This window comes from Clostridium intestinale DSM 6191, assembly GCF_900130055.1.
Classification (GTDB): Bacteria; Bacillota; Clostridia; order Clostridiales; family Clostridiaceae; genus Clostridium_T; species Clostridium_T intestinale.
Genome location: NZ_FQXU01000003.1, coordinates 498571 through 521842, shown reverse-complemented (window position 1 = coordinate 521842; position 23272 = coordinate 498571). Strand labels below are relative to the sequence as shown.

Genomic DNA, 23272 nt, shown 5'->3' with positions numbered 1-23272 from the left:
ATATAAGGAGTATTATATGAATAAATTAAAATTTTTAGGAAGAGGTTCTGGATATCATTTTACTGAAGCTAATACATCGGCATATATTAAAGAAAATAAAACCTTGTTATTAATTGATTGTGGAGAAACTGTATTCAAGAAAATTTTAGAAAAGGATTTAATGGATGGGGTTAAGGAGGTTCACATATTAATTACGCATATGCATTCAGATCATGTAGGCTCCTTAGCTGGGTTTATTGGATTTTGTTATTGGAAGTATAAGATAATATCAAAAGTATACTTTAAAGAAAAAGTTAAGATAACAGTATTTTTAGAGTTACTTGGATTAAAAGAAAATGAGAGTTTTTCAGTTTATAATCCTGATGGAATTAGAATTGAATCATTGAATTTAGAAATAAACTCAAAATTAACTAAGCATGTAAAATCAGTTAATGCTTATTCATATATTCTAGATTTTGATAAGTCAAACAGTATTTTTTATAGTGGAGATACTTCTGAAACGAATATTGATGTAATCACCTTTTTAAAGAATGGCAATTTAATATATCATGATACATGTCTTGATGATGCAATAGATAATGTACACACATCTTTAAGAAAGTTATGTGAATTAGCACCTGAAAAATATAGAAGCCAAGTTTATTGTATTCATATTGACGGAGATAATTTTACTGAAGAAGCAAACAGACAAGGATTCAAAGTAGTTTCTATAGATTAAACTAGTTTTTTTATAGGAAAGGTAAACCCTATACCCTGAATATTGGGTTAGTTAAGGATAAACTTTTAAATTTACAAAAGTATTTTAAGTAACTATGCTGATTATTTATATTAGACAGTCCATACAACTATGGACTTAGGTCCATTCTTATATTTTTTAGAATAAAAGAATAAAAGAAGCTAACTTCTTTTATTCTTTTAAAGATTACTTCTTAAGAAGTTTTATTCTTACTAAACCATGCTTTACTAAGGAGCTGAATACCTTCAGTAATCTCACTTTCAGTCATCCTACCGAAACAAATAAAAACCATATTATTAGTGTATTTATCTTTTTGTAACCAAAATATGGACACTGGATAAACTAAAACACCATATTCTTTAGCTTTTTCTATTAGTTCTTCTTCAGATAATCCATTATTTACTTCTAGTAAGACATGTAAGCCTGCATTTTTACCATGAATAATAACATTATCTCCCATAAATTCATTGATAGAATGTATTAATATATCATGTCTTCTTTTATTTTTAAGAGATATTTTTCGCAGATGACTTTCCCAATGTCCTAAATGCATAAACTGTTGAATTATTTTTTGCTCAACTATTGGAACAGAAGTTTGGTATGTACTAAATAATGTATCATATCTTTCTAGTAATGATTGAGGTAATATCATGTAATTTAGTCGTAAGCTTGGAGACAAAGACTTTGAAAAAGTTCCAATATATACAACATAGTCTTTTGAATCAACACCTTGTATTGAAGGTATAGGCCTAGAGTTATAACGAAATTCACTGTCATAATCATCTTCAATAATAATTCCATTTACTCTTCTTGCCCAATCTAATAGTTGTAATCTTTTTTGAATAGGCATCACTGAGCCAGTGGGGAATTGATGAGATGGCGTTACATAAACAACCTTTGCAGAACAGCTTTCCAGTTCTTTAAGATTTATTCCGTCCTTTTCTAAGCTAATTGGAAGGACATCAAAGCCGTGGTTATATAAAATCTCTTTCACACCTCTGTAGCCTGGATCCTCTACAGCTATTTTAGAAGAAGTATTTCTAAACATTTGGCATAATAAACTTAAACATTGCTCGAAGCCAGAAGTAATAATAATTTGTTCTGGTGTGCAGGAGACACCTCTAGATTTATGTAAATAATCTATTATTTCTATTCGCAATCCTTCTTCACCTTTATTGTTTGTGTAGGATGTCATCATCTCGGCATCAATAGATACTAAACATTTATTTGATAATCTTTTCCATAGATTTAAAGGGAAATCAGAAGCACTCAGATCTCCATATTTGAAATTATATTTATAATTATTATCATAATTAACATCAGATAATTTAATTTTAGATTCTTCAATATTTATAGAAGGCTCTCTCTTTAACTTAGCAATTAACATACTATCTAGTTTTTCAACTATATATCCGCTACCTGCTTTACTTTTAATATATCCTTCTGAACAAAGCTGTTGATAAGCACTTTCAACTGTATTTCTACTGACATTTAATGATGTAGCAAGGCTTCGTGTTGAATATAGTTTACTGCCCTCCGAAAGTTCTCCTGAAACTATACTTTTTTTTATTTGTTCATATATTTGCAAGTATAATGGGACTGATGAATTACTATTTAAAACAATCATACTTTAAAACACCCTCCGTACAAACTGTATCCAATAAAATAAAAAGAATTGGCACTTTTGATGATTACACTTTGATTGTATAATTATCTCATAGGAAAGTCAATGTGCACAAATTAAGGCTTTTAAAAATTTTAATGTAGTTAAATTTGCAGAATCGCATAGGAGGAATTTAAATGTTAAATGAAAAATTACTTGAGGTTATATCACATGAAGGGGTAGTAGCTATAGTATCTTGTAGTAACAACGAAGCGCATGTAGTTAATACTTGGAATTCATATCTTGTTGCCACTGAAGATGGAAGACTATTAATACCAGCAGGTGGAATGAGAAAAACTCAAAAAAACATAGAACAAAATAATAAGGTTAAGGTAACTTTAGGAAGTAAAGAAGTAATGGGACATACCCATATGGGAGCAGGATTCTTAATAGAAGGAACTGCTAAATACCTTGAAGAAGGTTCAGATTTTGATATGATGAAAGAAAAATTTTCTTTCATAAGCAGGGTATTAGAGATAACTGTTGTATCTGCTAAACAAACAATATAGTTATAATAGAATCGGACTTTCAAAAATTATAGCCTTAGACATTAAAATGATTTGTCTAAGGCTATTTTTTTCATTTAATTATCTAAAGATTTTAAATGTTTATCAAATTTAAAGAAACAACATCCTAAAAAGCCTAGGAGAGCTATAATAATATAAATTAAACCATTACCTGCTCCGTTACCATTACCAACAATATAAGAAAAAAATAATTGTGGAGTTGAAGGCTTGTTCATAAATGGCACTAATAGTTTATCAGTTAAAACACCACCAAGGATGTAGCCAACTGGTATAGAGAAGTATTGTAAGGTATTTCTCGCTGAAAAAACTCTTCCTTGCATTTCTATTGGTATTTCTGTTCTCATAATATATTCCACGTTAGCTATTAAAAATGGAATTAAACAATTACCCAGAAAAACAGCAATCATCCATATCTGATAGTTACGACCAATTCCTAGCATACTGTTACAAATTAAGAAGGAAAATATCATTGTATTGATAATGGCAGGAATTTTTTTCTTTGGCTGTTTCATTAATGTTACAATGATACTTCCAATAATTCCAGCTATACCTATCATACTGCTAACCATACCAAGTTCTAATTTGTTATTTCCATTCCTAGATAAAATCATAGGTGCTAAGTTACTGTTATATATAGATGCAATAAAGTTTACAAAAGCCATAAAAATTATAAGATGGAAAATATCTTTTCTACCTATAATATAATCGATTCCTTGTTTGCAGTTAGCAAAAAAACTTTCCTTTTTATCTTGATTTTTCATAATATTATTTGGAATACTCACAAAAAATAACAAAGATATAAATGCAAATACAAAGCTGAACAAATCAAAAATAATAATTACTTTTAGCCCTACCAAAGCATAAAGTCCTGTTGAAATAATAGGTACAAATGTAGTGCTAAAGGCCGTTGTAAAAGAACGAATACCACTTATCTTTGTGTAATGTTTCTTTGGGACTATTATCGATATCACCACATTTGAGGTTGGTTCTTGAAAGGCATCAACCACGCCTAAGGTAAAGTTAATTAAGTATAAGTAACTAATATTTAATTGATTGAAAGATATTAATGCTAATGTTATCAAAGAAAAAATAGTTGCAATCACATTAGATATGAGCATTACCTTTTTCTTATTCCAACCATCAATAAAACTACCTGCAAAAAAACTAAGTGATATAGACGGAAGTAATGTACAAACGGTTAAAGCTGACGAGGATATAACAGAACCACTATTTTCGTATGTCCACATAACTAATGCAAAGCTAGTCATTTTATTTCCAAATTGCGAAATAAATTGTCCTAATTGTAATATATAAAAATTTTTTAACTCATTATTAAATTTTAAGTTTTTCATTTTAACTCCACTCCTTAATTATAGTTAGTAATTAAGATGCAAAGTCAAAGTTTAATAGATTATTACTCCATGCAATCTCTATTTTTAATGACTTTGCACGGAGTGAAATCAATAGTAAATTTCATAAAATTCACCTCTTTTGACAGCAATGTAAATTAAAGTTATAAATTTAGTATAACATTAATTTTTATTAACTTACAATGCTATTTAAAGTGATGATAGCCTCTTTTTATATTTCTAAAAATAATACTATCTTTTAAAATTAAATACTAGTTACTAGATACAAGTTCATAATATGGAATTGCAGCACATTCCTCAAAACCTATACTTTTTGCTAATTTATATGACCCCACATTTTCTTTATGACAAGCCCAAACAGGCACATAGTTATTATTTTTGCAGAAGTTCAACATCCCAATGCATGCATATTTTCCTAACCCCATACCTCTATAGCTTTTTGAGGTTTCTACACCTATTTCTAAATAATTTCCAATTATACAGGAAGAAAAGGCTATAGATACTATATCATCACCTTTCATTAAGGCGTATCCAATGCCATCGGATAGAAATTGCTCTTTAGAATTCCAAAGATATTTGGGTATAACGACGCCTTCAATATTATCATAAATATCTGAGTCTATTTGCTTAAGACTATACTTAGCTGGAGGTTCTGAATTTACATTAAATTCTTTATATTTAAGGTTTATTCTTGTCCATTTAATCAAGTGGTTTTTTCTATTTTTTTCAATGAATATATCAAGATCTTTCTTAGTGTAGGGCTCTTTTAATGCTGAATAATCTATTATTCTATTATTTAATATTTGTTTTAATTTATCATTCCACTTATCAGGATACACTTGAAGCCATTCTGGTTTTATTCTATGAGGAACTACATTTAACATATAATCAGAGAGACTTTGGTTAAAAGCTTCATTTTCAGTTTCTCCAAATAAGAGAGACATTCCATAAAAATTAGCAATATAAAAAGTTTTAGGTTCGTAAATATTATCAACAAAAACACTTCCAGGAGTTTTGGATTCTAGTACAGCACATGCAAACATTGTATTAAAAGGAATCTCCTTTAACTTTTTTATTATATCTTCATATTGGGCTACTTGTACTAATATCATTTGATTTTTCATACTAACACCTCTTTTATTCCTTACTATTTTAATTGGTATAGGTTGAGTATATAATATAAAATATGGTAGTTCAATTATGGAAAATAAAATCTGTACTACTACAGAACTGAGGTGAGGAATTATGAATAACATAAGTAAAACAGATATAGTTAAAGAATTTATATTTAAAGAAATTAAAGAAGGCAAAATAAAGAAAAACATGCGTCTTCCAAGTTGTAGGGAAGTTGCTTCAAAGCTTTCATTAAATAAAATCACTGTAAATAAAGCATACAATGAACTTGAAAGAGAGCATAAGGTATATAGCATTCCACGAGGTGGATTTTATCTTGTAGATTCTGAAAATAATTCTTCTAGGCAAAATACAAAAATAGATTTTGCTACGGTGAAACCAGATAGCAAACTGATTCCATATAGAGAATTTGCTCACTCAATTAATAATGCAATAGAAGAGTATAAAAGTACCTTACTTGATTACGAATCAACTATTGGATTGCTGTCTTTTAGAGAATCACTTAAGAATGAATTTGAAAGCAAGGGGGTATATACAACTTCAGACAGGATTATTGTGACTCATGGAGCACAGCAGGCTATAAGTTTGGTATTTCAGTCTATTTTTAAAAATAATAAAGGAAAGTTACTTGTAGAAGTTCCTACATATAGCATTGCATTAAACTTAGCTAGTTATTTAGAAGTAGATGTTGTGGGAATTGAAAGAAAAGAAGATGGATTTGATTTTAAGAAGATTGAGATGTTATTTAAGAAAGGTGATATTGCTGCATTTTATGTGATACCAAGACATCATAATCCAACAGGGTATAGTCTCACTGAAAATAACAAGAAAAAAATTGCTGAACTTTGTAATAAGTATAATATCATTGTGATAGAGGATGACTATTTAGCTGATTTAGGATATAAGAAGGGTTCTATGCCTATTCATTATTATGATATAACTAAAAGTACGGTTTATATAAAGAGTTTTTCTAAAACCTTCATGCCTGGATTAAGATTAGGGGTAGCTGTACTGCCTCAAAAATTAGCCGAATCTGTAGTAAATCTTAAATATATAAGTGACCTTAACACCTCAAAACTTACCCAAGCAGCTTTAGATATTTTTATAAAATCAGGTATGTACGAAAAACACGTTAAAAAAGTTAAAAAATCCTATGAAGCGAAACTAAGAAGAGCAAAGGAGATTATAGATACTCTGAGCCCTAATAACCTCCTTTGGCATGTTCCAGAGAACGGAATATTTATTTGGGCTAAGTTACCTAAATATATAGATATAAATTTGCTTAAAAATAATCTTAAAAACCGAGGAATATTAATAAGTTCAATGGAAGAGTACTTTTTGAAAGAAGAATGGGAAAAAAGAGATTTTAATTATTTAAGATTATGTATTTCTAGTATTCCAGAAGAAGATATCAGGAGTATTACTGATATAATTTTAGAAATTCGAGCTTTAATGGAAGTTTATGCTTAGAGGGATGTGACTTAAGGGATTTAATAGAATAAAAAATAGTAGAGTCCAACTTTTCTTGGATCTACTATTTCTTATTACAAATAATGTTTTTTGAAATCTGGATGAATAGAAAATTTTCTAAGTAAGTTAATTAGATTTTTACCAAAGCTTTCTTCTAGAAGATCTATAATTTAGATTGTTAAATATACTGCCTCCACCATTTCTCAAATTCTTTTGGTTTTGCGACAACTACAGTTTCACCAATTTTTGGAGTAATTACGTTAACATTAAATATGTTTGCTTCTTTTAATAATCTTTCAATAGGTTCATACCAAGAGTGGACGGATAATTTAAAAGCTCCCCAATGTATGGGCATTAATGTTTTTCCTTTCAAATCCATGTTAGCCTTAACAGTTTCTTCAGGCATCATATGAATATCTGACCAGCCCTCATTATATTGACCGCATTCAAGCATCGTTAAATCAAAGGGGCCATATTTATCTCCAATTTCTTTAAAATCTTTGTTATATCCACTATCTCCGCTGAAAAAGATGCTGTGATTGTTACTCTTTATAACCCAAGAACACCATAGGGTGCTATTCATGTTGAATAATCCTCTACCAGAAAAGTGACGGGAAGGGGTAGAAATAAAAGTCATTTCATCAAGCTTTGATTCCTGCCACCAATCTAATTCTATAATTTTTGATTTGTCTATTCCCCATAATTTTAAATGTTCTCCAATACCAAGTGGTACGTAAAATTTTTTCACCTTGTCTTTTAGCTTAATTATAGTTAAATAATCTAAATGATCATAATGGTCATGTGATATTAAGACGGCATCTAGTGCTGGAAAATCAACTATTTCTAATGGAATACTTTTACTAAATCTTTTAGATGCCAACATTGGAAGTGGTGCAGGTACTTCAGAAAGCATGGGATCTAATAATATTTTTTTATTATTCACTTCTAAAAGCAAAGTTGAATGTCCAAACCAAGTTAATTTTATGTCTTTTCCATTATTACGCTCAAATGAATTAACATTGATTTTTTCAATTGGAAGAGAAAATTTTGGCACTTTATCTTGACTATTTGAAAAATATTTCACCATAGTATCAAAATCAAATTTTGTCATCATAGAAGTATCCTCAAGGTTTATAAACTTACCATTTTTAAAATTTTTAGAACTCTTAATTCTATCAAAGGAATCTCCTGTTGCTTTAGATCCAAACTGTGGTGAAATTTTCATAAATAATAATCCGACGATTAAAATTAATATTAACAATGACAAAATAATTATAAGCCACATCTTTATCACATCCTTCTAGTCCTTTTTTACATTTCAAGTTTTATCAATTATGCTTTTTACTAAGCCTGATTATTAGAATCAATTATTTCTTTAAGCTTTATATTTTGATTTATGAATCTAGCTTTGCTTTTCTCACTTTTTAAGTGTATTGCATTTTGTGGACAATGATGTATACAAGCAAGACATCCTTCACATTTATGTAAAAACTCTGGTTTCTTTTCAACTTTAATATTATTTGCAGGGCAGACTTTTTCGCATACTTTACAGCTAGTACAATTATCCATAACTTTAAAATTCTTAATTGCGTAATTATGGCTAAGTTTATCTGCTAAACGACGACCATACTTAGATAAAACATTGGATGCAAATCCTTTTTTAACAAGAGAATTTCGTCTATTTGTAATATCGTCTATTATTTCATTAAGTTTTTCTTCTATTTCCTTTGGATTCTTATTTTTTACTTCATCTTCCATCTTAAAGGTTGGAAGGAAATTGTCAACCATCAGTATTTCATTTGTATAGTTGAACTTGATTCCAGATTCCCTGCCCACTAGTTCCATATTCCTTAGTCCAGAAAATGGACTAGCACCGTATGTCATAATAGAGAAAAAGTAGGTAGCTTTAAAATTGGCTTTTTTCATAAAATCACTAACTATTTTTGCCATTCCGAATGCATGACAAGGAAATACAAATCCTATAGCTTCATCCTCAAAATCGTATTTTCCTTCTTTTATCATTTTAGGTATTGAATATAGTTCCCCACCAATTTTTTTTGCCACATATAAACTATTTCCTGTTGCAGTAAAATAAAATATTTTCAAATTAATTTCCACCCTTCTTTATTTGAATTCATGTTGATTTTTCAACACTTGTTCAATATACTAAATCTATCAATTAAGTTAATTCGATTCAATAGTTAAAAAAATCGAATTTGTTTATTAATCAACAAAATGCATCTGAATGTTCAACATAACACAATTATTAAGGAGATATTTTTATGGATAGACGTATTGAAAAATCAAAACAAGCCATTATGGGAGCTTTTATTAAAATAATGTCGGAAAAAGATTTTGAAAAGATAACCATTAATGAAATTGCAGAAGAGGCAAATGTAAATCGTGGCACCATATATTTACATTATGTGGATAAGTTTGATCTGCTGGATCAATGTATAGAGACTCATTTGAATGAATTATTTGAAAGTTGCCTTATACATGGAGAAACCAGTAATTTTGATTCCAAAGCTTCGCTGCTTAATACATTTCAATATCTTGAGCAGCATGCCTTTTTTTATTCCAACATGCTGAATAACAAAGCTATGCCTGCATTTAGAGAGCGTATTCTAAAAATGACTCTTAAGAATATGGAAGAGAATATTGATATGACTGGAATTAACCAAGATATAAATAAACAAATAATGGTGCAATATGTTGCTTCAGCTGCTGTTGGTGTAGTGGAGTGGTGGATTACAAATTCAATGCCTTATCCAGCTGAATATATGGCTGAACATTTGTGGCAGATATTAGATCGAGAGCAAATGACGCACTATTGATAAAATTAAATAAATAATGAATTATATCAGTTGGTTATATTGTTAAGAGCGATAGTAGATTCCTAATATACCATATTTTAAATTAATATTATACTTTAGAGGTTGCAACTTAAGGTTGCAAAGAATAATAAAAAAGAAGTTAAAGGTTGGTGTAAGATAATGGTAAATCCAATTATAATAAGTTTATTATAATGTAAAGGAGATATTAAAATATGAGTTTTGGACAAAACATTCAATTTTTAAGAAAAATGCACAAAGGAATGACTCAAGAAGAGTTGGCAGAAAAAATGGGGGTTTCTCGTCAAACTGTTTCAAAGTGGGAACTTGATTCTACCTATCCCGAGATAGATAAAGTGATATCCCTCTGTAATCTTTTTTCATGCTCAATGGATAAGCTGGTTAGAGAAGATATAAGCATGATAAATGAAGCCTATTCGAATATCAGAGTAAAAGAAGTTGATTCATTTTCTTTTGTTAAATATGAAATTATAAGTAGAGAACCAGAAGAAAATGCCATGAAATTTATAACAGAATGGGCTAATAGTAATGGAATTATTAACCCACAAATTATAGGGTGGGATTTTCCACACGTATCACAGGAGCAAATAAATGTTTATCATATGCATGGATATGCTGCTGCTTGTATTTTACCTTCTAATTTTGAAGTTGAAAGTAATGACTTAGAAATTATTACTCAAATAAAACAAGAATACGCAATTATTACAATCAAAGATCCCTTTATAGAAGCATTTACTCTTATTCCTAATGCATATAAGACACTTATGATATACATGGAAGTAAATTGTTATAAGTATAAGAAAACTAAAGATATTCTATCTTGCTTTGAAAAGATATATGATAAAGATGGTGTTTGTTATATGGATGTATATATTGCTATTGAGAGTTGATTAGAAAAACTATAATTCATTGTATGATTTCTCTAAATTAGTAGCATATTTAGAAATAAATATTTAAAATAAGAAATAGATTTGTGAGGTGTTAATTTGAAATTTGCTATATTTTCAGATTTGCATTATGATGCTATACCAGATGGAGATAGGAGAATTGAAGAAATAATTACTTCTGCAAAAAAAGCCAAAGTTGATTTTATGATAGATTTGGGTGATTTATGTTATCCATTAAATGAAAATAAAAGAATACTAGAGAATATTAATAGTTCAGAATTACCGTGTTATTTTACTATAGCTAATCATAATACTGATAGTTATACTATTGATGAAGTTCTTGATTTTTTTAATATGGAAAGAAGTTATTACTCCTTTATTATAGAGAACATTAAATTTATTATTTTAGATGCAAATTTTATTAACAAAAAGACTAATGTTACACCATACTGTAAAAGAAATTATGATAAATCTAATGATGAGTATCCTTATATACCAAATGAACAAATAGACTGGCTTAAGAAAGAGTTAGATGATAATGATAAGTATTATATACTAATCTCACATCAAAGTTTGTCAAATGATTTTCAAAAACGTGGTATAAGTAATAGAAAAGAAATAAGAGCCATTTTAGAGGGAAGAAATTTAAAGGGAAGAAAAATATTGTTTTGCGTTAATGGACATGACCATGGCAGTGATTGTAAAACAATTAATAATATACATTATTATACTGTAAATTCAACCTCTTATATTTGGCATGGAACTAAAGAAGTATTCAACTATTCACATGAAGTGCATAAAAAATATCCATATTTAAAAGATTTAATTTTATATAAAGAAGCACTACACGTTATTGTTGATATTGATAATGAGATGAATGTTTCTATTAACGGTATTAATGGAAATTATCAAAAACATTCACCAAAGGATATTGGGCTTACAGACACATGGAATGGAGTTTCAATAGACGCAAAAACACTATCTAAATATATAAAAATGGAAAGATAAAATTGTGTAAAATATTTTTATTTATATATTGTATAATCAAATAAATGAGGTGAGTATATGCAGAATAAAATATTTAAAATTGTTAGTAGGACTTTAAGTATACCAATAATTTTATTTCTATTGAATGGATGCAATTTAAATAAATCTGATGGTGTTGAAACAACTGTAGATGCTAAGGTAATTGAAAATAATTTATATAATAAGCAATTAGTTGTTAGTGGAATTGATAATTCATCAATTTCACTAATAGGAGATAATTGTATTATTAGCTGCAAGGATATTAAAATTTTTAATAAGTCGGGTGAAGAGATATCTCAGGATAGCATTATAGCGGATAATATAGTCACTATTATATATGATAGGTATGTACAAGAAACTTATCCTACGACAATTACTAATTCTAAGTGGATTCAAATAAAAGAATAAAATATAAATACAAATTTGAATTTGAAAGAATGAAAAATGTTGATTAAAGTATTTATATTTTATATGAGCATATATATTTATTTTATATATACATTTAGCTTTAAAAGTTGCTGGGATAGGAAGCGTATGGGATATAGGATATTATGAAACAATTATCTGAGATGAAGAAATACCTATAAGTCCTTTTAAATAGGCACTTCAATAACACATATTCTTAGTACTAGTTTTCATATAATGTGCATTAAGGGAACTTTTAGAGAGTCCCCTTAAAAATAAATCATTATTTTATAAGTTTATATTTAACCATGCTATCTAATGAAGCAAGAATAATCTCTTCATTGGTTGAAAGGGGCTTCCAGTCCAAAGTTTTCTTAGCCTTTGTATTACTCACATTACGACTCATCCTTAATAATAGTGCAGCCTCTTTTGCTTGCTTATTAAATAGAGCAGCTAAATAAATAATCCAATTAGGGACTGTTTTTGTAGAAATGTTTTTCGCAATATCTGGTTTTTTATTTTTTATCAATGCAGCAATTTCAGGCATAGATATTTGACCATCTGCTGATGCTATAAAACGCTCTCCATTTGCTTTTTGGTTTGTCATTGCACGAATGTGTAAATCAGCTACATCTCGAACATCAACAATATTTAAAGGAATATTAGGAATTGCTTTCATGGATCCATTTAATAGATGCTCTATAAGTCCAAAACTACCTGATATATGATCACTTAATGAGGGGCCAAGAATAGCAACTGGGTTGATTGTGGTAAATTCCAAGCTACCACCATCTTTTTTGATAAAATCCCAAGCAGCACGTTCTGCTAATAATTTTGATTTTTCATAAGCTGATAAACCTTTTTCATTTGGGTTTGTCCAATCTTCCTCTGTTGTAGTAATATTTGAATTCTTATTGCTAAATCCAACTGCACCGAAATTAGAAGTCATGACAACGCGTTTCACTCCTGCATTTCGAGCAGCTTTTAGCACGCGAATTATACCTTCAACAGCAGGGCGTATCACTTCATTTTCATCCTTGGGAATGTTAAAAAACACAGGTGATGCCACGCTTAATACATAGTTACATCCTTCCATAGCTACATCCCAATTATCATCCTTTGATAAATCTGCTTCAACAAATGTAAGATTATCAAAGGTAGTAAGTCCGTTAAACTTTAGTGTATCAATTACTTTACTTTTACTGCTTAAGGATCGGATAGTTGTTTTTACATTATACCCCCTCTGTAATAATTGAAAAATTATATGTGTACCAACAAAGCCTGTGCCACCTGTTACTAAAACTGTTTTCGTCATATTTTATACCTCCACAAAATAAATATTATTAACTTGAAAATTAACATCTTAAGATTTATACTCATCTTAATACCTAGAGTTATATCGAGGTCAAGGGTTTTTTAAAATAAAATTTAAAGGAGATTTAAAATTGACTTATTCTATAAAAGATATAGCTGAAATGTTCAATATTTCCATATATACAATTAGATTTTATGATAAAGAGGGACTACTGCCATTTGTTTTAAGAAATAAAGCAGGAAACAGAGTGTTTACTGAATCAGATGTTGGTCTCTTTAGGACGATTTGTTGTCTAAAAGATACTGGAATGCAAATTAAAGATATTAAGAAGTATATTGACTTATGTATGGAAGGTGCTGAGACTATAGATTTGAGAAAAAAATTACTTTTGGAACATGAAGAAGTAATTATAAATCAAATAAAAAATCTAAATAAAAATCTTGACCATATTCGTTGGAAAGTAGAAAAGTATGGATCTGATAATGCTTTTGAAATTATTAGTGAAGAAAGAAGAATGGTTCAGGATGAAAAGCGCGAGAATAACTTATTATAAGTAATAAATACCTTTATTATTTAAACTTAAAAAAGTCTACGTTATTAAAAAAAGGAGGATTTTAGTGAGAGTTACGCATTCTCTCTCTAAGGATGATATATGTTTAATATTATGATTGTTGAAGATAATGAGCAACTTCAGAATGAGATAGGAAGCCTATTAATTAGAAATGGGTATCGTGTTATTAAAACTATGGAATTTAATAAAATACCTAAGCTTGTAAAGGAAAATAATCCTCACTTAATCCTTTTAGATATTAATTTACCCTATGATGATGGTTTTAAAATATGTACAGAGATACGTAGTTCTTCAACTGTACCTATCATATTTATCACAAGCAGAGATACCAATGTTGATGAGCTTATGAGCATAACTTTAGGAGGAGATGACTTTATTACTAAACCATATAATGCTCAAATTCTTCTTGCTAGAATAAATTCGCTTTTAAAGAGGGCATATCCTAATGAAAATTCAGGAGATTTTATAGAATATAACGGTGTTAAGTTGAACATACTGTCCAGCAAAGTTGAATATAAGGATAGCGAGATAGAGCTTACTAAAAATGAACTTAAAATACTTCATTACTTATTGATTAATAAAGGAAGAATAGTGTCTAGGGTTGATATTATGGAATATTTGTGGGATAGTGCAATGTTTGTAAATGATAATACCCTTACAGTAAATATAACAAGACTTAGAAATAAGTTTGAGGATATTGGAGTCAGCGATTTTATAAAAACTAAAAGAGGACAAGGATACATAATATGAATTTAGGAGATTATTTGAGAAAAAAAATAAAAGTAGTTTTGTTGAATTTTATAGCATTAATCACCTTAAGTACCTTTCTTTTTAGTGTTGGAAATACATTAGATACTATAATTACTATTGCAGTAGCTTGGATTTTAGTGTATACAGCCTTTTTCATTTATGAATATAGAAAGAGAAAGGTCTATTACCATGATCTTTTAAAAACAGCAGAAAAACTGGACAAGAAATATCTTATGGGAGAAATAATTGATAAACCTCCATTTATAGATGCGGCTCCTTATTATGATTTAATTAAGAAAGCAGGTAAGTCTATGCTTGAAGAAGTAAATAAAATTAACACTCAGCGTAAGGAATATAAGGAATATATAGAACAATGGATACATGAAGTAAAGACCCCTATAGCAGCTATTAAACTCATAGAAGAAAACAATAGAACTTGTACTTCTAGAGCAATATTAGAGGAACTTGAAAATATAGATAGGTATGTAGAGCAGGCTTTATTTTATGCTAGAAGTGAGGAAGCCCATAAGGATTATCTTATAAAAGAAATTTCACTGGAACAGTGTGTAAGTAAGGTGCTTATACGAAATAAGCAGATGTTTATTCTTAATAATATAGATGTAGAATTAACTGACCTTAATAAAAGTGTATACTGTGATAGCAAATGGTTGGAGTTTATAATAAATCAAATAGTAGTGAATGCAGTAAAGTATAGAAGTAGCAATTTTCCTGTGGTTAAGATTTACACAAAAAAGATTAAAAGTGGTGTTCAACTTATTATTGAAGATAACGGAATAGGAATACCTGATAATGAAATTAACCGTATATTTCATAAGGGTTTTACAGGAACCAAAGGACGACAAAATCATAAATCTACAGGGATAGGTTTGTATCTATGTAAAAAGCTTTGTGATAAGTTAGGGCTATTAATAACAGCAGATTCAAAGGAAAACTTATATACAAAAGTAATTATTTCTTTTCCTAAAGGTAACTTTTGTAAAGATGGAGCCATATAGGCTCTTTTTTTCAGTTAAGATTCTTTAAGAAAATTTATATTTAAGTTCTGTAAAGTGACAAAGTTGTAACTTTAAAGTAAGTTTCAATCGAATCAAGCAAGGAAGAAATTAGGTACAATGTAAGTGAGGTGAGTGAATTGGATAAAATATTAGATATAAAAAATGTAGAAAAGTACTATGGAAATAAAGGGAATGTAGTAAAGGCAATAGATGACATTAGTTTTCAGGTATTCAGGGGAGAATTTGTAGGGGTTATGGGACCCTCTGGCTCTGGTAAAACAACATTACTAAATATTATATCTACAATTGATGAAGTAAGTGTTGGACATATCTATATAGATGGTGAGGATTTAACAGAAATTAATCAAAAAGATATTGCAAAGTTTAGAAGGGAAAACCTAGGTTTTATCTTTCAGGATTTTAACCTATTAGATACTTTGACAATTCATGAAAACATAGCTTTAGCTTTAACTATTAACAGGCAAAAAAAGAATGATATAGATAGTAAGGTAATTGCTATAGCTACAGAGCTAGGGATAGAGGATATACTTCAGAAATATCCCTATGAAGTTTCAGGAGGACAGAAGCAGAGATGTGCCTGTGCCAGAGCTTTAATTACAAATCCAAAGCTTATTTTGGCAGATGAACCAACTGGTTCCCTGGATTCAAGGTCAGCTCAAATGCTTATAGAGATGATATCTCATCTAAATAAAGAGCTAGGAGCAACTATTTTAATGGTAACTCATGATTCTTTTACAGCAAGCTATTGTGACAGGATTTTATTTATTAAAGATGGCAAGATATTTACTGAACTTATAAAGGGACAAAACACCAGAAAGCAATTTTTTAATCAGATATTGGATGTGGTAGCCTTGCTTGGGGGTGATGTGAGAGATGTACGCTAAACTGGCTTTAAGTAATGCAAGAAAGTCAATTAGGGATTATGTAATTTATTTTGTTACATTAATTATCTGTGTAAGCATGTTTTATGCCTTCCTGTCATTATCAAGCTCACATTATGAATTGATAACAGAGGATACCTATAATTTTGAGTACCTTAAAATCATGTTGAAATACGCCACATATATCATAACAGGGTTACTTATTGTGCTTATAGCTTATGTAAATAAATACATGATAAAGAGAAGGAAAAGAGAATTTGCAACCTATATATTACTAGGAATTCCACAGAGAAATGTAGCCTTTATGTTTTTTATTGAAACCTTGGTTATGGGTATGATTTCAATAGCTTTTGGAATATTTCTTGGAACTTTGTTTTCACAGCTTGTTACTGCTTTAATTCTTATGACTGCAAATCAAGAAATTATATTTTCCTTTAAGCTTTATCTAGACACTATAGCAATAACTTTACTGTTTTTCTCCTTAATGTTTTGTATAATTGGGCTAATAAACGTAAGAACCTTAAGTAAATCTAAACTAATTAATATGCTTAATGATGAAAAAAAGACTGAATTCCAGTTTAAGAGAGGTAAGAGTATATATATAAGCGTATTTATTGCAGCTATTTTATTTTATATACTTTGCGGATTTTCTGTCCACAAAATTCTTCTAGTGGTTGGAAATCCTGATTTAAAACAAGGCAATGAAATAACATATTTTGGGATTGCAATAATTAGTTTTATCATAGGAACATATACACTTTTCTACTCATTATCATATGTACTAATTCTAATTAAAGAAAGATGGATAAAGTTTAAGTATGAGTATACAAATCTGTTTTTAATAGGAGCAGTAGTTTCAAAAATTAAGACTGCACCTATGTTAATGGCTACAATTTCACTAACTTTTTTAGGTGCTGCCTTATGTTTTACTTTGACACTTTTATTGTCACAGTGGAGTTTAGGATATTTAGATAATAGAATTCCTTTTGATACAATAGTAGCAAATAAGCTAAATATTATGAGTAGTGAAGAGGATATATCTAAAATTGATTATAGTGGATTAGTGAAAAAATTAGAGAATGAAAACTTTGATATAAAGGATTATTGTGAAGTGGAGCAATATTACATTTATGATAAAAAGCTATACGATACAGATGTAAAAAACATGCCTCTCTTTGCTATAAGCTTAGGTGATTATAATCACTTAAGAAAGATGCTAGGGTTTAGTGAAGTACAGCTTGGGGATAATGAGTTTACAACTCAGTGGCTGAAACTTGTAGATGATTCTCTTCTTAATGATTATATTAGTGAAAATTCAACCCTAAAAATAAATGATAAAGAGTTTAAGCTCAGTTCAAACCCATACTACAAGGATTCTATAGGTGAATATATTTATAATTCACGTGAAGGTGGACTTGTTGTGTTGCCTGATGAGCTATGCAAAAGTCTAACCTTAGCAGCTAAGGACTTTTACGCTAAAAGTACTAGTAAGGTCAGTAATGATGCATTAGTTAAGATTGAAAGAGATATTATACCAAAGTGGTTTATGGAAAATCACAGTAATATGTTAAGTAATAAAAACAAGAACAATCCTTTGACTATCAGATTAAAAGCAGCAGAGACTAATGAAATATTAAATGTTACACTTGGCATGAGAATACTTGGAATATACGGCGGGGCTGTTTTACTTATGATAAGCTTAACAGTACTTGCCTTGCAGCAACTTTCTGACTCAATAGAGCATAAAGGGAGATTTAATACTTTAAGGAAGCTTGGGATAGATAATAAAGAGATAGGAAGATTAATTTTAAAACAAATATCACTATACTTTACACTACCAATAATTGTAGCAGTTTTCGGTTTCTATATATTCTTTAATGCTTTTCAGACTGCAAGCAAAACCATAATAGATATATATATTGGCGGAAAAGCTTTTATGTTCAATATAAGTATCTCCTTGTTTCTAATTATAGTTATTTATGTGTGCTATTTTGTAGCTACTTATTATTCATTTAAGAGGAATGTAGATGTTAGGTAATTAAGCACAAATATATAATAGAATTTCAGAACGATAAAAACTCTTGAAAAATCAAGGGTTTTTATCTTTTTTAAACTTCTTTAGATTATAAAAAAACATAAGAATATCATGGAACATCTTTGAGGTTCCTACAGAGCAGGGGTTAAAAGGAATTTGATGAAGTTCTTCGAACTTCTACAGAGCAGGGGTGTAAATATTAAACTTAACTTCAGTAAGCTCTTCGCTAAGTTGCCACAATCTTTTAGCTAATTCTGCATCTATGGCCCAAGGGCGCACTCCATTTCCATTTAAGCTATCAGCTGGAACAGCTTCAGAAATGTCGCAATCTTCGCAATAAACACCACCCATTTCATTTAGTGATGGGCTAGTTGCACACCATACCGATGTGGCAGCACCTTGTTCAATGGTTTTGAATTCATTTGTATGTTCTTTATTGGCAGTTTTTTTATCATTATTCTTAAGCTCTTGTGTAGTAAGTTTTCCATCAAGGGAAAATCTACCGAGATCTGTAGTTGGAATTAACCCTGGGTGTACTGCAAATGATCTTACTCCATATTCTCTACCTAATCTATCAAGCTCAACTGCAAAAAGTACATTGGCAGATTTTGATTGGGCATAGGCTTTCCATTTATCATATTCTGTTTTTTCAAAATTAGGGTCTTCAAAATTAACTCCTCCAAGACGTTGAGCTCTTGAGGAAACTGCAATAACCCTAGCGTTGCCAGCCCTTTTTAAAGCAGGCCAAAGTCTTGATGTTAATTGAAAGTGTCCTAGGTGGTTTGTTGCAAATTGAGATTCATACCCTCTGGTATCTCTCATTAGAGGTGGAGCCATGATTCCTGCACTATTTATTAAGAGGTGAAGAGCCCTTCCAGAAGCTATAAATTTCTCTGCAAAGCTATCTATAGAATCAGGATTCATAAGGTCTAAAGGTTCTAACTCTATATTTTGGATTCCATTTACAGCCTTCTGTGCTTTTTCAATATTTCTTGCTGGTACTATAACTGTGGCTCCAGCTTCAGCTAAAACTTTAGCAGTTTCCAATCCAATTCCTGAATAACCTCCAGTAACAATTGCTATCCTTCCTTGTAAATTTATATCTCCCATAACTTCTTTTGCAGTTGTAGAAAATCCATATCCTGAATTTATTGGTGATTGAATAGTATTTTTCATATAATTCTCCTTTTCTATGCGTATCCTAATTTTTAAATAGCTAGCTTTACATTCAGTATATTTCTTAGAGTGCAGTGTAAGTCAATAGGAAATTTCATAAATATTGATTAATAAGTATTGTAATCTTTATATATAGAAATTATAGTATTAGATAAGATTGTAGATTGTTATTTAGAGGGGGCCAACTATGAATTTCTCCATAAAAGAAGTAGCAGAAAAATTTAATTTATCACCTTACACATTAAGATACTACGAACGGGAGGGGCTAATACCATCTGTACAACGTAATAATAATGGAAGAAGGGTATATACAGATACTGATTTAGGATGGCTTCAAATTGTTTGCTGTATGAGAGCTACAGGAATGTCTATCTCATATATAAAAAATTACGTTGAGCTTTGTATTAATGGAAGGGAAACATTAGAAGAAAAACGTAAGATTATGCTTGAACAAAAAGAAATAATAAAAGAAGAGATAAAAAAATATACTGAACTTCTTGAACTGGTAGATATGAAGTTAGACTATTATGATGAAAAAGTCTCCAAAGATGAATTAAAAGAGATGATTAATAAGAAAAGAATAAATAAGTACCTTACATAAATGTAAGGTTAAAAAGGGAAATGTAAGCCTAAGTTATGGCTGGGCATTTCTTTTTTTATTACAATTAATGTATAATCAAATTAATTAATTGGAGGAAAATGTATGAAATTATTAGAGGTAAATAATTTAAAAAAGATATACACAACTAGATTTGGAGGTAACCAAGTTCAGGCTCTTAGCAATGTAACATTTTCTGTAGAAGAAGGTGAATATGTTGCTATAATGGGGGAATCTGGCTCTGGAAAAACCACTTTACTTAATATACTTGCATCATTAGATAAACCTACCAGCGGAGAGATTTTACTTCAAGGTAAAAACGTAGTTTCTATTAAAGAAAGTGAAATAGTTGCATTTCGTAGGGAAAATTTAGGGTTCGTATTTCAAGACTTTAACTTACTTGATACCTTTTCTTTAAAGGATAATATATTTCTGCCACTTGTTTTATCAAGAAAGTCCTATGATGAGATGGAGAAAAGATTAACTCCAATTGCTGAAAAGTTAGGCATAAAGGATATATTAAATAAATTCCCCTATGAAGTATCTGGTGGACAAAAACAAAGAGCTGCAGTTGCTAGAGCTTTAATTACGAATCCGCAACTTATTTTAGCAGATGAACCAACAGGGGCACTTGATTCCAAGGCTACAGATCATCTTTTGAAGTTATTTTCTGACATCAATAAAGAAGGGCAAACAATACTTATGGTTACACATAGTACAAAGGCGGCAAGCCATGCTGGAAGAGTTCTTTTTATTAAAGATGGAGAAGTATTTCATCAGCTTTATAAAGGTTCAATGTCTAATGAGGAGATGTTCGAGAAGATTTCAAATACCCTTACAGTCATTGCAACTGGAGGTGTGGTGAATGAATAGATTATTTTATCCAAAACTTGCAGCTATAAATATAAAAAAGAATAGTAAAACCTATCTACCTTTTATAATAACCTGTATATGTACCATTTCAATGTTTTATATAATGCATGAAATCTCAATAAATAAAGGATTAGACGGTGTATCTGGATCTGAAAGTCTAAAAGTAATACTTAAATTAGGAAGTATAGTAATAGGAATATTTTCAGCAATATTTCTTTTTTACACAAACAGTTTCCTAATCAAAAGGCGTAAAAAGGAAATTGGATTATATAATGTGTTAGGTCTTGAGAAAAAGCATATATCCAAAATCCTATTTTTCGAATTTCTCTATACTTCAATATTTAGCTTAGTAGTTGGACTTATTGCTGGAGTTATTTTAGATAAACTTATGTTTTTATTACTTTTAAAACTTCTCAAATTTGAGGTTGCATTTGGTTTTACTATTTCAATACCATCCATAATAATAACATTGTTACTTTTTACAGGTATTTTTATTTCAACTTTGCTATCTAATTTAGTTCAAATCAAGGTGTTAAAACCTATAGAATTACTAAGAGGTTCAGAACATGGAGAAAAAGAGCCTAAGACAAAATGGATTATGACTGTAATTGGATTAATAGCTCTTGGTACTGGTTATGGTCTCGCTTTAAAAATCGAATCACCACTTGCTGCATTACAAATGTTCTTTGTTGCAGTTATCCTAGTTATGGTTGGAACTTATGCACTTTTTACAGCAGGAAGTATCGCAGTGTTAAAGACCCTTAGAAAAAATAAAAACTTTTATTATAAGACTAGTAACTTTATTTCTGTTTCAGGAATGATGTACAGAATGAAGCAAAATGCTATTGGGCTTGCGAATATTTGTATTTTAAGCACTTGTGTACTTGTAATGATTTCTACAACAGTATCTTTATATGTAGGTATGGAGGATGTTTTAAGAACTAGATTCCCTAGAGATATAATAGTAACAGCTTCACAAGCTACAAAAGAAGAAGCTAAAAAGATAGATGAAATATTAATAAGCGAGTCAAAAAATAATAGTATAGATACAACAGGTAAATTTAACTATTTTAATAAATATTTTGCTGCTATAAATAATGATGGGAAGTTAGATTTAATCAATAAGGATAGCTTGAGTTCAGATGTTACTTTGCTACAATTTGTATCTATTGCTGACTACAATAGATTGGAAGGGGAGAATATTACCCTTAAAGATAATGAAGCTGTTGTTTATTCAAATGTAAAGAATTTTGATAAAAACAACATAACTATAGAAAATAAAATATTCAATATTAAAGAATCTTTTAATAAACCTATAGAAGCCTTAAAGATTAATATGAATGACGTAATCAATACTTATGTAGTATTCGTAAATGACATAAACGTATTGGATGCAAATGGAGATGGCGCATATTATGTGGCATTTGACGTTTCTGGATCAGATGAGAATATAGGAATTCTCTCAAATAAACTTAATGAGAAATTTAAAGAAAATAATTTACAAGTTCATGTTGATAGTTCTGCTGGAAGTAAAGAAAGCTTCTATTCATTATATGGTGGTTTATTCTTTATAGGTATATTCTTAGGATCGCTATTCTTAATGGCAACAGTTCTTATCATTTACTATAAACAAATATCAGAAGGATATGATGATAAAAATCGATTTGAAATAATGCAAAAAGTTGGAATGAGTAAAATTGAAATTAAGAAGACTATTAGAAGTCAAGTACTTATGGTATTTTTCCTTCCTCTTGTTACAGCAGTAATACATGTTGGATTTGCATTCCCAATGATAACTAAACTTCTTGCAGTTTTAAACCTTAGAAATGTATCTTTATTTATGGTAGCAACTATAATAACAATACTTGTTTTTGCTGCAATTTATGGAATAGTATTTTCTTTAACTGCAAGAGCCTACTATAAAATAGTTGAATAAGTATTATAGCTAAAAAAACAGGGTTAA

Annotated in this window: 22 protein-coding genes; 15 read left to right on the top strand and 7 right to left on the bottom strand. The window is 29.6% G+C overall.

What is annotated here, in order from left to right; genetic code table 11:
* Positions 1–16: 16 nt before the first annotated feature.
* A complete protein-coding gene (locus BUA92_RS02775; protein ID WP_073016477.1) occupies positions 17–718 on the top strand; it encodes an MBL fold metallo-hydrolase in 702 nt (233 codons plus the stop codon).
* A gap of 211 nt (positions 719–929) precedes the next feature.
* On the opposite strand, the gene pdxR is transcribed toward BUA92_RS02775, so the two are convergent.
* Positions 930–2363, bottom strand: coding sequence for a MocR-like pyridoxine biosynthesis transcription factor PdxR (gene pdxR / locus BUA92_RS02770; RefSeq protein WP_073016475.1), 1434 nt, complete (start codon positions 2361–2363; stop codon positions 930–932).
* Positions 2364–2536: 173 nt separating this feature from the next.
* Here pdxR and BUA92_RS02765 point away from each other — a divergent pair, with 173 nt between their 5' ends.
* A complete protein-coding gene (locus BUA92_RS02765) occupies positions 2537–2908 on the top strand; it encodes a pyridoxamine 5'-phosphate oxidase family protein (protein WP_021801885.1) in 372 nt (123 codons plus the stop codon).
* 74 nt (positions 2909–2982) lie between these two features.
* On the opposite strand, the gene BUA92_RS02760 is transcribed toward BUA92_RS02765, so the two are convergent.
* Together BUA92_RS02760 and BUA92_RS02755 are read right to left on the bottom strand one after the other, a co-directional pair.
* Positions 2983–4278: an MFS transporter gene (locus BUA92_RS02760; protein WP_073016472.1), complete on the bottom strand. Its 1296-nt coding sequence runs from the start codon at positions 4276–4278 to the stop codon at positions 2983–2985.
* Positions 4279–4547: 269 nt separating this feature from the next.
* Positions 4548–5420, bottom strand: coding sequence for a GNAT family N-acetyltransferase (locus BUA92_RS02755; protein WP_242950036.1), 873 nt, complete (start codon positions 5418–5420; stop codon positions 4548–4550).
* A 121-nt stretch (positions 5421–5541) separates the two neighbouring features.
* Between BUA92_RS02755 and BUA92_RS02750 the strand changes: the two genes are divergently transcribed.
* Positions 5542–6900: an aminotransferase-like domain-containing protein gene (locus BUA92_RS02750; RefSeq protein WP_073016469.1), complete on the top strand. Its 1359-nt coding sequence runs from the start codon at positions 5542–5544 to the stop codon at positions 6898–6900.
* Between the two features lie 178 nt (positions 6901–7078).
* Here BUA92_RS02750 and BUA92_RS02745 read toward each other — a convergent pair whose 3' ends face one another.
* Positions 7079–8185, bottom strand: coding sequence for an MBL fold metallo-hydrolase (locus BUA92_RS02745; protein ID WP_073016467.1), 1107 nt, complete (start codon positions 8183–8185; stop codon positions 7079–7081).
* Positions 8186–8244: 59 nt separating this feature from the next.
* Positions 8245–9006, bottom strand: coding sequence for an EFR1 family ferrodoxin (locus tag BUA92_RS02740; protein WP_073016464.1), 762 nt, complete (start codon positions 9004–9006; stop codon positions 8245–8247).
* A 176-nt stretch (positions 9007–9182) separates the two neighbouring features.
* Here BUA92_RS02740 and BUA92_RS02735 point away from each other — a divergent pair, with 176 nt between their 5' ends.
* The 4 genes from BUA92_RS02735 (at position 9183) to BUA92_RS02720 (ending at position 12076) form a co-directional block, all read left to right on the top strand.
* Positions 9183–9737 (top strand): TetR/AcrR family transcriptional regulator, encoded by a 555-nt coding sequence (locus tag BUA92_RS02735; RefSeq protein WP_073016462.1) that lies wholly within the window; start codon positions 9183–9185, stop codon positions 9735–9737.
* A 212-nt stretch (positions 9738–9949) separates the two neighbouring features.
* Positions 9950–10645 carry a helix-turn-helix domain-containing protein gene (locus BUA92_RS02730; RefSeq protein WP_073016460.1) on the top strand — a complete coding sequence of 232 codons (696 nt, stop codon included), beginning with the start codon at positions 9950–9952 and terminating at the stop codon, positions 10643–10645.
* A 96-nt stretch (positions 10646–10741) separates the two neighbouring features.
* The gene (locus BUA92_RS02725) at positions 10742–11650 is read left to right on the top strand and encodes a metallophosphoesterase family protein (protein WP_073016458.1); all 909 of its coding nucleotides are present in this window, start codon (positions 10742–10744) and stop codon (positions 11648–11650) included.
* Between the two features lie 57 nt (positions 11651–11707).
* Entirely contained in the window at positions 11708–12076 is a 369-nt protein-coding gene (locus BUA92_RS02720) for a hypothetical protein (protein ID WP_073016455.1), read from the top strand.
* A gap of 280 nt (positions 12077–12356) precedes the next feature.
* Here BUA92_RS02720 and BUA92_RS02715 read toward each other — a convergent pair whose 3' ends face one another.
* Positions 12357–13388 carry an SDR family oxidoreductase gene (locus BUA92_RS02715; protein ID WP_073016453.1) on the bottom strand — a complete coding sequence of 344 codons (1032 nt, stop codon included), beginning with the start codon at positions 13386–13388 and terminating at the stop codon, positions 12357–12359.
* 130 nt (positions 13389–13518) lie between these two features.
* Here BUA92_RS02715 and BUA92_RS02710 point away from each other — a divergent pair, with 130 nt between their 5' ends.
* The 5 genes from BUA92_RS02710 to BUA92_RS02690 all read left to right on the top strand — a co-directional run bounded on the left by BUA92_RS02710 (position 13519) and on the right by BUA92_RS02690 (position 18665).
* Positions 13519–13941: a MerR family transcriptional regulator gene (locus BUA92_RS02710; RefSeq protein WP_073016450.1), complete on the top strand. Its 423-nt coding sequence runs from the start codon at positions 13519–13521 to the stop codon at positions 13939–13941.
* A gap of 99 nt (positions 13942–14040) precedes the next feature.
* Positions 14041–14709, top strand: coding sequence for a response regulator transcription factor (locus tag BUA92_RS02705; protein ID WP_073016448.1), 669 nt, complete (start codon positions 14041–14043; stop codon positions 14707–14709).
* A 14-nt stretch (positions 14710–14723) separates the two neighbouring features.
* Complete coding sequence (locus BUA92_RS02700; protein ID WP_242950035.1) at positions 14724–15725, top strand: sensor histidine kinase; 1002 nt, start codon at positions 14724–14726, stop codon at positions 15723–15725.
* Between the two features lie 137 nt (positions 15726–15862).
* Positions 15863–16630, top strand: coding sequence for an ABC transporter ATP-binding protein (locus BUA92_RS02695; RefSeq protein ID WP_073016444.1), 768 nt, complete (start codon positions 15863–15865; stop codon positions 16628–16630).
* A complete protein-coding gene (locus BUA92_RS02690) occupies positions 16620–18665 on the top strand; it encodes an FtsX-like permease family protein (RefSeq protein ID WP_073016442.1) in 2046 nt (681 codons plus the stop codon). Before BUA92_RS02695 ends, BUA92_RS02690 begins: the two co-directional genes overlap by 11 nt.
* A gap of 174 nt (positions 18666–18839) precedes the next feature.
* Here BUA92_RS02690 and BUA92_RS02685 read toward each other — a convergent pair whose 3' ends face one another.
* Positions 18840–19838, bottom strand: a complete 999-nt coding sequence (locus tag BUA92_RS02685; protein ID WP_073016441.1) for an oxidoreductase — start codon at positions 19836–19838, stop codon at positions 18840–18842.
* Between the two features lie 187 nt (positions 19839–20025).
* On the opposite strand from BUA92_RS02685, the gene BUA92_RS02680 reads away from it, so the two are divergent.
* From BUA92_RS02680 to BUA92_RS02670, 3 genes are all read left to right on the top strand, one after another.
* Entirely contained in the window at positions 20026–20439 is a 414-nt protein-coding gene (locus BUA92_RS02680) for a MerR family transcriptional regulator (RefSeq protein WP_073016440.1), read from the top strand.
* A gap of 102 nt (positions 20440–20541) precedes the next feature.
* Positions 20542–21309 (top strand): ABC transporter ATP-binding protein, encoded by a 768-nt coding sequence (locus BUA92_RS02675; RefSeq protein WP_073016439.1) that lies wholly within the window; start codon positions 20542–20544, stop codon positions 21307–21309.
* Positions 21302–23245: an FtsX-like permease family protein gene (locus BUA92_RS02670; RefSeq protein ID WP_073016438.1), complete on the top strand. Its 1944-nt coding sequence runs from the start codon at positions 21302–21304 to the stop codon at positions 23243–23245. The genes BUA92_RS02675 and BUA92_RS02670 overlap by 8 nt, the downstream gene beginning before the upstream one ends.
* Positions 23246–23272 lie beyond the last annotated feature (27 nt).